Source organism: Maribacter sp. 1_MG-2023 (genome assembly GCF_030547005.1).
GTDB lineage: Bacteria > Bacteroidota > Bacteroidia > Flavobacteriales > Flavobacteriaceae > Maribacter.
The window spans coordinates 19,467-31,399 of record NZ_JAUOPN010000020.1; the positions used below are offsets into that span (position 1 = coordinate 19,467).

Annotated in this window: 8 protein-coding genes; 1 reads left to right on the forward strand and 7 read right to left on the reverse strand. The window is 36.9% G+C overall.

Annotated elements, in window-relative coordinates; translation table 11 throughout:
* Positions 1–123: 123 nt before the first annotated feature.
* The 6 genes from Q4500_RS17110 to Q4500_RS17135 all read right to left on the reverse strand — a co-directional run bounded on the left by Q4500_RS17110 (position 124) and on the right by Q4500_RS17135 (position 7,090).
* A complete protein-coding gene (locus Q4500_RS17110; protein WP_303600803.1) occupies positions 124–1,884 on the reverse strand; it encodes a serine hydrolase in 1,761 nt (586 codons plus the stop codon).
* A gap of 141 nt (positions 1,885–2,025) precedes the next feature.
* Positions 2,026–3,300 carry an amidohydrolase family protein gene (locus Q4500_RS17115; RefSeq protein ID WP_299322707.1) on the reverse strand — a complete coding sequence of 425 codons (1,275 nt, stop codon included), beginning with the start codon at positions 3,298–3,300 and terminating at the stop codon, positions 2,026–2,028.
* Between the two features lie 693 nt (positions 3,301–3,993).
* Entirely contained in the window at positions 3,994–4,728 is a 735-nt protein-coding gene (locus Q4500_RS17120; protein ID WP_303600804.1) for an NAD(P)H-binding protein, read from the reverse strand.
* Between the two features lie 77 nt (positions 4,729–4,805).
* Positions 4,806–5,318 (reverse strand): hypothetical protein, encoded by a 513-nt coding sequence (locus Q4500_RS17125; protein ID WP_303600805.1) that lies wholly within the window; start codon positions 5,316–5,318, stop codon positions 4,806–4,808.
* A gap of 167 nt (positions 5,319–5,485) precedes the next feature.
* The gene (locus Q4500_RS17130; protein WP_303600836.1) at positions 5,486–6,310 is read right to left on the reverse strand and encodes a sugar phosphate isomerase/epimerase; all 825 of its coding nucleotides are present in this window, start codon (positions 6,308–6,310) and stop codon (positions 5,486–5,488) included.
* Positions 6,311–6,391: 81 nt separating this feature from the next.
* Entirely contained in the window at positions 6,392–7,090 is a 699-nt protein-coding gene (locus tag Q4500_RS17135; protein WP_303600806.1) for an NUDIX domain-containing protein, read from the reverse strand.
* Positions 7,091–7,345: 255 nt separating this feature from the next.
* Here Q4500_RS17135 and Q4500_RS17140 point away from each other — a divergent pair, with 255 nt between their 5' ends.
* Complete coding sequence (locus Q4500_RS17140; RefSeq protein ID WP_303600807.1) at positions 7,346–10,465, forward strand: hypothetical protein; 3,120 nt, start codon at positions 7,346–7,348, stop codon at positions 10,463–10,465.
* Between the two features lie 16 nt (positions 10,466–10,481).
* On the opposite strand, the gene Q4500_RS17145 is transcribed toward Q4500_RS17140, so the two are convergent.
* Positions 10,482–11,933 carry an aldo/keto reductase gene (locus Q4500_RS17145; protein ID WP_303600808.1) on the reverse strand — a complete coding sequence of 484 codons (1,452 nt, stop codon included), beginning with the start codon at positions 11,931–11,933 and terminating at the stop codon, positions 10,482–10,484.

The following is an 11,933-nucleotide window of genomic DNA, read 5'->3' on the forward strand; positions in this document are numbered from 1 at the left end:
TTAAAGTTAGTTGAAACTTCTGTTTTCATAAAATTAATCTTAGAATATATTTTAATTAAAGACGCTAGCTGTTCCCCTCTTGGGAGGGGCTAGGGGTGGGTGATAAAACTAAATAAACTCACACTACTCCACCTTCTTACCATTCATTTCTTGCCCGTTTTGAAATAGAGTTAAACTTTCAATTTCTCCGTTTTCATCTTTAAAAAACTGAATTTGAGCAGCAACTTCTTTTAAGTAAAAAGTATCGTTTGATTTGGCGAGAATATCCAACATCGGCTGCCCTGTTGCCTGTGCTTTTAATTGCTTGCCTTCTTTGGTTATGGTAATTTTAAAAGTGGGCATTAATTCATAGACACCTATGTAGCTTTCTAATAGTGCCTCTGGTACTTCGAACTCTTTTGTTAAGTTACTGGTATCGACACCTAATTTTGTAAGCATATCTATGGCATTTTCATTACCAGGATTCATTTCTACCGCTTTTGCATAGTTCTCTATTGCACCTTTATTATCGCCAGATTTCATTAATGCTTCGGCATAACTATCATATACATTGGCAGATTTTGGATACGCGTCTACGTTCAGTTTAAAAACTTGAATAGCTTCTTTTGTTTTGTCAGACCCTAATAGTTGATATCCCGTTTGGTTCATCTCATTTTCATTGACATCGAAATCTTTGTTGTCATTATTCTTTTCAAAATATGTAACCCCTGCATCTATACCTTTAGTTTCTATGACCTCTAAAAGTTTAGATGCTAAAGGAGTTTTAGGGAGGTCGTAAGTTTTATCGTTTATAATACCAAGAATCGATTGTGTGATTTTACCTAATGGGGCACCACCTGTATTATTTAAAAGCACAATTAATGACTTGTCTGAAAGCTGTCTTGAAATTTGTGTATTGAATCCGTTAATACCGCCACCATGGGTAATTACTGCGATACTATCGGTTGTGTTGCCTAGGGCTTCATTACCTACCATCCATCCGTAGGCATAATGAAAACTGCCGAAAGCGGGTATGTGTGGTTTAAAATACATATCCATAAATTCTTGGGATAATAATTTATTGGTATACAATGCTTGGTCCCACAGGTATAAATCTTCTACGGTAGCGTATAGCGAGCCTGCAGCATACGGAATAGACATATCTAGGAAAGGGGAATTGATAAATCCATTACCATTTTTCTCATAACCTGTTGCTCTATTTTTTAGGATAGTAGAATGATGATCGAATCCGGATTCCTTCATACCTAATGGAAAAAATATCTTCTCGTCTAGCATTTCTTCATAAGTTTTACCGGATAGTTTTTCAATAAGCACTCCCAATAAAAAATAACCGGAATTACTGTAATTGAATTTTTCGCCGGGAGTAAACTCTAGATCCATATCTTGAAACTTTGTAGTAAACTCTTCTAGAGTGTACGGGTCTCTACTTACGTCTTTGAAAAAATCGGGAAATGACGTGTAGTTCGGTATACCAGAAGTATGGGTTAATAAATGATGGGTGGTAATTTTGTCTCCGTTTTCTTTTGGATACTCTGGCAAGTAGGTAGTAATAGGTGCCTGCAGATCTAGTTTACCTTCGGCTGCCAATTGTAGAATAAGCATGGCGGTAAATTGCTTGGTCACAGAACCTAGGCGATGTTTGGTGTTGGGATTGTTTGGAATATCCCATTCCATATTCGCCATTCCATATCCCTTTTTAAAAATGACCTTTCCATCTTTGGCAACAAGAGCAGAACCATTGAATTTAGAATAGGCTAGGTATTCCTTTAAAAGCTCATCTATCTGTTCGGATTTCGTTTGGCCAAATGCCATGGTGCCCGTAAATAATAATGCTAAAAAGCCTAAAAGAAGTGTTTTGATTGATTTTTGATGCGATGATTTCATGATGTTCGTTTTTTAATTGATTGACTATAGTACCAACAAGTATCTTCTACTCGATAATCGAGATTCAAATACCACGACGATTGGGTCGAAATATTAATTATTTTTTCAATTCAATATATCGCGGGCTTGCCCCGAGGTTATTTACTTTTCATTCTTATAAATGACTCCGTCTTTCATAACAAATTTTACATTCTCTAAAGTGGAGATATCATTTATGGGGTTGGCATCTACGGCAATAATATCTGCCAGTAAACCTTCTTTTACTTCACCACGATCAGTAAGACCTAGCATTTCTGCGCTATTGGTAGTAGCGGTTTTAATTGCTTCTTTAGTACTCATGCCACAGTCAATCAATGCTGCGAATTCAATGGCATTTTTTCCATGAGGTATGATCGGGGTATCTGTACCAAAGGCAATTTTTACATCTGCTTTAATAGCTTTTGTAAGATTTTGTTTAGCTATAGGCATTACATAGTTTGCTTTGCCGGCCATTACGGGATCCATTTTGTCTATCATAGGCTCGATAATGGTAGCGAGCCCTCTCGTTGGTACTAGGTAAACACCATTTTCTTTCATTAACTGAATACCTTCATCATCAATAATAGATCCGTGCTCAATAGAATACACACCAGCTTTTATAGCTTCTTTGATACCTTCGGTACCATGTGCGTGGGCAGCAACTTTAATATGGTGTCTGGCAGCTTCATCTACAATGGTCTTCATTTCTTCATTACTTAGCTGTTGTGCGCCAATGGCATCTTCCATAGAAAGTACGCCTGCTGTAGCATGCATTTTAATGAATTTCGCCCCGTGCTTAATTTGATAGCGTACCGCTTCGATGGCATCATATTTTCCGTTGATGATTCCGTCATTTGGACCTACGGTTACTAATCCTTCAGCCAGCCCCAAAGAAATATCTCCGTGTCCGCCACTTATAGAAATCATATGTCCCGATGGGATAATTCTAGGTGCGGCTATCATCCCTTTATCAGAAGCTTCAGAAACGGCAACATCAATAAGCTCAGGTGTAATATGTAATTGCCCTATGCTTCTTATGGTAGTGAAACCGGCCATTAATGTTTTTTCGGCATTGACCACAGCCCTTACAGTACCTTGACTAGCACTTTCTTTATAGATATAGTCCCAGCTGCCTCTAAAATCGCCATCTAAATGCACGTGCATATCCATAAGACCCGGTAATAGTATTTTACCCGATAGGTCTATGGTTTCTAAACCTTCCGGCAATACCTTTGGATTAATAGATTTAATGGTTCCGTTTTCGATAAGCAGATTAGCCGGAGAAATTAATTTTCCGGTTCTGACATCTAAATACGAATCTGCTTTAATCAGTTTTGATTGTGCAATAGCTGATAATGTCGCTGTTAAAAGGAGAAGGAGAGATAAAAATTGTTTCATATAATAATGTTTGGATTTATATAGTCTTTTCAAAGAATACAATAGCAATAGTTCTTTGATGAAAATAGCATTATAAAGTGTTAGGGGAGTGGACTTTATTGGTTACAGCAAGATACAGAAGTTTGACTTAAAAAGTTTAACAAAAGTCACTGATTGTTCCCCTCCTTGGAGGGGCTAGGGGTGGGTCCTTTTGAGTTAGTATGTTTAATGAAATCTTCGTCATCCGATTACCCACCCCTTAATCCCCTCCCAAGAGGGGAGAATTACGTTTTTGGTTGCGGTTTTTTTGGTTGTTGGTGAGTTTCGTTTTATAATGCCAGCGCTCGCCCCGTCCCTAAAGGGCACCCACGCGTGGTTTGGTGATGAAATATGGTATTAATCTAAAAAGATGAATAATAAGTCAGAAACTGTTCCCCTCCTCGGAGGGGCTAGGGGTGGGTCCTTTTGAGTTAGTATGTTTAATGAAATCTTCGTCATCCGATTACCCACCCCTTTAGTCCCCTCCCAAGAGGGGAAGAATACGTTATTGGTTGGCTTAAGTGGTAGGTGAGTGTACTTAGCTTGGTTTACTGCAAGAAACAGAAGTTTGATGGTATTTTTCTTATGATATTGAAATTCAAAGAAGGGCGTTTTGATTTTATGTTAGGTTGATAAATTTAGTGCGATAATTATGCTCTAAATGGTGTTTAGGTTTTAGATATGATTTTTGCTGATAGCATAAAAATCGTCCCATTGAAGGGTTTCGTACCCTTCACCTTCCTTCAGAATATTCTTTGCCATGGCTTGGCCTAAAATGTTCACGGGAACACCTCTGTATTTTCGTAAACCTCCTAGTAATACCGGTTTTAACAATGGCCATACTTTCAAGGTAATTGCTTGCCCAATACCGTAGCGATTGTTGGGTGTTAAAATCATAGAAGGTTGAAAAATACTTAGTCGGTCAAAATTCAAAGCTTTTAGCTCTTCTGCCAACTCGCCTTTTGTGCGGAGGTAAAAAGATGATGAGGTTGAACTGATGCCTACCGATGCCAATAATTCAAAATGTTTCACTCCGGCTTTTTTACATTCCTTTGCAAAATCCAATACCGCGGTTTTGTCGATTTTTATAAAATCTTCTTTACTGATTTTTGAAGGCTGACCTACCCCAAGAGTACAAATTGCAGTGGTATTATTTTGTACAAAGTTCTGGTATGAACTAGCATCACCAATATCTATTTTATGCTGTTGCACGTTACTGGCAGTAATGTTCGAAATAGGACTTCTGCCCAACAAGGTAATTTGTTTAATATTCTTTAGCTGAAGAAGTGCATTTAGGGCTTCTGTACCTACCGCGCCACTTGCACCTAACATAACAACTGATACTTGTTTGGATTCTAAAGTCATGTTCAATTTTATTCTATTACTAAGGTCGATAATTAAAAGTATCATTGACCTACTTTTTAAAAAAGAAAACCGCCATTCAGAATTTTTCCAAATGGCGGTTAGGATATAAGTTAGTTCTTTGATTACACAAACAGCAAAATAATGGTCAGAACGATACCGCCAAGTGAAAAGTACAGTCCTTTTTTAAATACAGTAGTTTTCGGCATGAACATCCAAAAAGAGGAGACTACGAAGAATAATAGTGAAAGTCCGAAAAATATGTTCAAAAAATATACGGGGCTATTTGTGGTTGCTTTATGCAGGTGTTCCATCTTATCTAAGATAAAAGGAAGCTCCATCTTTTTTATAGTTGCTATGCCTGTCGCCGTATTGTACTCACCTTGCTTAAAGTAAACAACATCACCTTCGGTCTTTTCGGGTTTTATTCCGCCTTTAATGCGCAAGGCACCACTAAGTTCAGCAGTTTTTAAATTTGGCTTCAGTTGTTGCTCTATGATCTTCTCACTTTTTAGAAAGTCTGTATTTCTATAGATCATTATGATACCGCTAATGGAGTACATCGCCATGATACCGGCTAAAAAGAAGCCTAAATATCTGTGAATAATTCTCATGCGTAAACTTGTGGTCATTTTCATTCTATACTTTTTAAAAGTTGGTGTTAAATGTGCAAAAATAAGCACATAATTTTATAAGTGATTAAGACAATGTTTATGATAAAAGGTTTATTACAAAAGTGCGTAAAAAAGAAAACCCCAAAGAGAAAAATCTCTTCGGGGCAATCTCCGTTGTTTGATAGTTGTTATTATTTAAATCCTATTTTTTTAAGGGCATCATGACTAATTTTAATAGCCTCTAGCGGTTTTAATCCGTCGAAAGTCATATCCTGTTCAACCATGTAATATTTCATTCCAGAAAGTTCTTTGTTGTCCAAAATATTTTGAAAGCCAATAGAGCCTGTACCCACTGGTGCGAATCTACCTTGCTCATCCATGTCTTTAACGTGCCATATTTTAAAACGACCTGGATATTTGTTGAAGTAGGCAATAGGGTTGGCACCTGCTTTGGTTACCCAATATAAATCCATCTGAAAGTTCAATAATTTAGGGTCAATATTTTCTAACAAGTAGTCTATCGGTACAATACCGTCAGCATTCTTTTTGAATTCGAAATCGTGATTATGGTACAATAATTTTAATCCTGCTTTATTAGCTTTCTCACCTAAAGTGGTTAAAATTTTAGCTAATTCTTCTACAGTACCTGTCATGCCCATTGTTCTATCTTCTTCGTTAAAAGTGAACATACCCATTGGTGGAATAGGAACAACAAAATACTTGAAGCCTGCAGACTTGGCATCAGCCATCATCTTATCGGCATTTTCAAGAGTTACTGCGCTTTGGTGTGTGCTAATCGGCTTTAATTTCAGAGATTTTAATAAGTCTTTAAAATCTGCCGGAGTCATACCATAATATTTGCCGTCTTCATAACCGGCAGCTTCGATATTTTTATAACCTGCATCAGATACAGCTTGTAATGTTGCCTTCGCATCGGTACCCATATCATCTCTAACAGTATAAAGTGCAAGACCTCCAAATTTCTTTTGAGCGTAGGTTGTTAATGTGCCGAACATAAAAGCTGTGAGAACGGTACATTTTAAAAAGTTGTTAAGTGTTAGTTTGTTCATTGTTGTTGTTAGTTTAAGTATGTAATTTTATTTAAAACTGTATAGGTATGGAGCTTTGTGAGCTTTGCCTTCAAAAAGCTTTTCGTGTCTTTGTAATATATCTAGAGACAACATTTTACGTTGAAAACTGGTACGTCGTAATGTTTGATCTAAAATAGCTTCGAAGACTTGTTGTAACTGCTTCATAGTAAATTTCGAAGGTAGTAGATTCATTCCTATAATCTTCTCACTTATATTATTACGAAGAACTTCAAGAGCCGCATCTACAATCTCGTTATGATCCATCATTAGTTTTGGTACGTTATTGATATCGTACCAATCAATACTATCTGATAGATGATCGGGTTTCGGATTCACATCTTCGTAGTTAATAAGCGCATAATGACCTACTGTAATAAAGCGGTCCATCATCCATTCTTTCTTCTCTAAATTTTTATTGTTTGCTTCTAAAATACGGCGTGTGGCTGCGGGATCAGTTCTATTTAATTTTCCAAAAATTTGAAATTGGTCTAAGAATACATTTTTTAATCCTGTACGTTCTTCTACTCCTTTATTTACTGCATCTTGTAAACTTTCGTTTTTTTTGATATACCCCCCCGGAAGTGCAAATAAACCAGTGTTGTGATATTCTAAAATAAGAATTTTAAGATTTATTCCATTAAACCCAAAAATTACACAATCATATGAAAGGTTGGAAATGAATTTCTTATTTTTGCTGCCCTTCATTAGTGAATTTGATAAAATTTGGTAGTATTTATCAAATAAAGCACAAAAATAAATGACATCAAAGAATTATTGTTGTAAAATGAGACAATAGGTTAATTATAAAAATTCAATTATAGTAAACCTTCAATATTGATGAGGTTGTTTATATGATATTTTTAAAAATTTTATAATAGAACCATTCCAGAAAAATTACCAGCCAAAAACACTATTGTTTACGCGTCGATTTTTATTTTTGGGGAAACTACCACTCAAACCATGAAAATTCGCTTTAGTATCTTCTTCGTCTTTGCAATTATTACTCAGTTTGCAATCGGACAAAAAATCGACTTCTCTAATTTAAGAAATCTTAACATCCGTAACGTGGGTCCTGCAAATATGAGTGGGCGTATTACGGCAATAGATGTGGTTACCGAGAATCCGAAAATAATGTTCGTTGGTGCTGCCTCAGGTGGTGTGTGGAGATCAGATAATGGAGGTTCTGCATGGACGCCCGTTTTTGATGATCAACCCACACAGAATATAGGAGCACTTGCCATACAGCAAAGTAATCCTGATGTTATTTGGGTGGGTACAGGCGAAGGCAATCCTCGTAACTCAATGAACTTGGGCATGGGTATTTTTAAAAGTATCGATGGCGGAGAAACATGGACGCACATGGGGTTAGAGCCCACCAAGACCATACATAGAATCAGTATTGACCCAAACGATCCAAATGTTGTTTATGTAGGTGCAATGGGAGATCCGTTTACCGAAAATGAGCATAGAGGTTTATATAAAACGATTGATGGTGGTATACATTGGACAAAGATTTTATACGCTAATACTGCATCTGGAATTGCAGATTTGGTAATGCATCCAACTAACCCTAAAAAATTATATGCAGCGCTATACGAACATAAACGTACTCCATATTACTTTACCTCAGGCGGAGAAGGGTCAGGATTTTATGTTTCTAACGATGCAGGTAAAAATTGGAAGCAATTAGGAGAGAAAAACGGACTGCCTGCTGGAGATTTAGGTAGAATAGGTTTTGCTATTGCACCGTCTGAACCAAACAGAATCTATGCAAAAATAGAAGCGAAGAAGAATGCAATTTATCGAAGCGATGATGGAGGTGAAAATTGGAAAATGATCAATAATAATCCCAAATTTGCGAATAATAGACCCTTTTATTTTCAAGACCTTGCTGTAGATTCAGAAGATCCAGATAGAGTGTATAATATTTATCAGCCTTTGTCTGTAAGTTATGATGGTGGTAGCACTTTTGATACCATACCTATGATACCTGCCGATGAGACAAAAGGTATTCATGCAGATTTTCATGCCTTTTGGGTAAATCCGAAAGATGCAAAACACTTTATCATTGGTGGGGATGGCGGATTGGGAATTACTCAGGATCACGGTAAAAGTTGGTATTTTCCTGAAACCATACCTGTGGCACAGTTTTACCATGTGGGTATAGATAATGAAACTCCGTATAATGTATATGGCGGTATGCAAGATAATGGCAATTGGTCTGGACCTGCATATACTTGGAAAAGAGGCGGAATCCGAACGTTGTATTGGCAGTATTTAGTTGGTGGCGATGGCTTTGATATTTCTCCAGATTTAGATAATTCTAGATTTGGATATGGATCATCTCAAAATGGTGATTTATATAGGTATGATAAATTGACAGGGTATTATATAAGTATAAAACCACATGCACCAGATTTGAAAACTTCTTTGCGTTTTAACTGGAATGCTGCTTTTGCTAGAAATCCTACGGATGATCATGCAGCTTATTATGGATCGCAATTTGTACATGTTACCAAGGATAAGGGAGCAACATGGGAAATAATTTCTCCTGATTTAACCACTAACAATCCTGAGCATCAAAAACCTGATTATGGCGGATTAACGTTAGATGTTTCGGGTGCAGAGCGCTACAATGCTATTTTGACTATTGCTCCAAGTGCATTGAATAAAGATATTATATGGGTAGGCACCGATGATGGTCAAGTGCAATTAACAAAAGACGGCGGAGCAACATGGAAAAATCTTACGGCTAAAGTAAAAGGGATGCCTAACGAAAGTTGGGTAGCACAAATAGAAGCTTCTCGCTACGATGCTAATTCGGCATGGATGGTGGTAAATAATTATAGAAAAGGAGATTATGAGCCATATGTTTTTAAAACTGACGATTTAGGAAAAACTTGGAAGCAAGTTGCGGATAAAAATATAGTAAACGGATATGCTTTAAGTATAATTCAAGACCCTGTAGAACCCAATTTAGTGTTTTTAGGAACAGAGAATGGTCTATGGTTAAGTATTGATGAAGGTGAAACATGGTCTCAATTTAAAAACGGATTCCCATCGGTATCAACGATGGATTTGAAAATTCAAGAAAAAGAATCGGCATTGGTTGTCGGTACTTTTGGTAGAGCAATTTGGGTATTAGATGATTTGTTGACACTAAGAGAAATTGCGACAAACAGATTAAAGCGGGGCATAACTGCATTACCATTGAACGATGCTGTACAGGTGAAAGGCTTATTTATAAATCCGCCAGGTAATATCTGGACAGGTTTTCATACCACTTTCGAAGGAGAAAATAAGGTGTTTCAGAAAACTCAAATTCCTTTTTATTTATCTGATGAACCTACAACAGAATCCAGTGTAACTGCAATGATTTATGACCAAGAGAATAGATTAGTAAATACTGTTGAAGCTAAAGAACTGACTAAGGGTTTAAATTATATGATTTGGAAACTAGATGAATCTGCTTCTTCGTTACCAGGTTCATGGTCCGATGATTTTTCTAGAGATATACCTGTATTGCCAGGGGAGTATAAAATTGTTTTAAAACAAGGTGTTTATTCAGATTCTACTAGAGTTACTGTAATTGCAGATCCTAGATTTGATTTGAAATCAAATGTGGATAAAGCACTATATGATTATAAAAAAGCAGTAGATAGTCAAGTTGAAATCTTGTCAAAAGGCTTAAAAGACATTGATGCTAAAACCAAAAAAATAGATGATTTGTTAAGTAAAATCAGCAAATCTGAGAGTAAAGCTGATCAAATACTAGTAACCAAGCTCGAAAATATGAAGCAGTCTTTAAAGGATTTAAAGGCAAAAGGTAAAACCCCTAAGCCAGAAAGACAAGTAGGCGCATGGCAGTCTTTTGAGACATCGCCTTATTCAAAAATACGAGAAGCTTTAAGTATAGCTGCAGCACAAACAAATGAGCCTTCTGCCCAGCATCAAGAAATTCTTGAACAAGGAGAATCATTAGTAACCGAATTTTCAAAAGCGGTGACTAATTTTATAAAAAATGATTGGGCGCCTTTTGAAACTATGGTTGAAAACAGCAATATTAAAGGAGATGAATAGTCAAATGAAGTTGAGTTTATTTAGATAAAATAGCCTCTGCTTCAATTTCTACCATGTAACCATCGCCTACCAATTTAGCTTCAACTAATGTATTTGCTGGGTTGATACCTTTAAAACGTTCACCATGAGCTCTTGCTACAGGTTCCCAATCTTTTAATTCATTGACGAAAATTCGTGTTCTCACCACATCGGCTAAAGTGCCGCCAAATGAAGTGATGACGCCCTCAATTTTATCAATAATAAAATGTGCTTGAGCAGCTGGGTCGTTGCCACCGATCATGTCACTTCCATGAGTTGCTGTGGTGCCTGAAACATGAATAGTATTACCAATTTTTACCGCTCTACAGTACCCCGCATATTCTTCCCATTCAGTACCGCTAAAAATTTGTTCTCTGTTTTCTCCAGTTTTTATTGGGGTAAATGCTTTTGGTATTGTTTCTAAATGATCGCTAAGATCACCCGATGCAGTTAAAAATGGAGGTTTTCTATATTCATCACCGCAATCGCCAGGTATTAATGTCAGTTGGTGTTGTGCTTTTTTAATGGCGTTGATATCATCAGCATCTAGCGTAATATCCAGCATTTTTCTATTGTCTTTGATATGTTCGCTTTCGCCTAATCTAGCGCCAACGATGACAGAAGCAACCGCATCACCCTCTAGAATAAATCTACTTGCAATATTTGCAATCGAAGCATTATGTTTATCTGCAATTTTTTTTACTGTTTGTAATAGGTTCTGGTATGGTTCCCATCCGCCAGCGGCGTCAATAAAACGTTTGTATTTCATTTGTGACCATGTGGTCAATTCTTCATATGTAGGTTCGGTTTTATTTAACCATTTATCGGTTAAGAATCCGCCTGCCAATGTTCCGAAGGCTAGTATTTTTACGTTGTATTCTCGACATATGACAGCCATGTTTCCATTCGCACGCTGGTCAATTAACGAATGGCAAATTTGATTACTGACAATAGGTATACCACTTGCCAAAGCAATTCGTAAATGTGCGGCGTCAAAATTAGTTACCCCAATATGTTTTATTAATCCTTCTTCTTGTAATTTTTTTAAATAGAAAAGTCCGTCTAGCCAGCTAGCATCGGGGTAGTACCACGCATGAAACTGTAAGAGGTCAATGCTAGATTGTTGCATTCTGTCTAAAGCTGTTTGTATGGCAATTCTAACATCCTCGCGAGTAATTTTACCTGGTTTTGGAACCCATTTTGTAAATAGTTGCACGCTATCTTTATCAGTAAGACTATTCTTAAAAGTACCGGTTATGATTTCACTAGATCCATAGTGATCGGCCATGTCAAAAGATGTGAGTCCTGCATCAAGATATGGTTTCATAAACTTGGCGGTTTCTACTGGGTCTAGTGTGTTGCCGTTACGTTCCATATCGGCTATTTGCCATAAGCCGGTAACCACTCTAGAAATCTCTAAATCTTTTGCTAATTTAATTGTTGTCTGCAT

Coding starts and splice junctions, on each gene's coding strand:
- Q4500_RS17130 (WP_303600836.1), bottom strand. CDS start 6,310: ATGTTCGGCACATTAACAACCTACGCTCAAAAGAAATTTGGAGGTCTT.
- Q4500_RS17115 (WP_299322707.1), bottom strand. CDS start 3,300: ATGAAACAATTTTTATCTCTCCTTCTCCTTTTAACAGCGACATTATCA.
- Q4500_RS17140 (WP_303600807.1), top strand. CDS start 7,346: ATGAAAATTCGCTTTAGTATCTTCTTCGTCTTTGCAATTATTACTCAG.
- Q4500_RS17145 (WP_303600808.1), bottom strand. CDS start 11,933: ATGCAGACAACAATTAAATTAGCAAAAGATTTAGAGATTTCTAGAGTG.
- Q4500_RS17110 (WP_303600803.1), bottom strand. CDS start 1,884: ATGAAATCATCGCATCAAAAATCAATCAAAACACTTCTTTTAGGCTTT.
- Q4500_RS17125 (WP_303600805.1), bottom strand. CDS start 5,318: ATGAAAATGACCACAAGTTTACGCATGAGAATTATTCACAGATATTTA.
- Q4500_RS17120 (WP_303600804.1), bottom strand. CDS start 4,728: ATGATACTTTTAATTATCGACCTTAGTAATAGAATAAAATTGAACATG.
- Q4500_RS17135 (WP_303600806.1), bottom strand. CDS start 7,090: ATGAAGGGCAGCAAAAATAAGAAATTCATTTCCAACCTTTCATATGAT.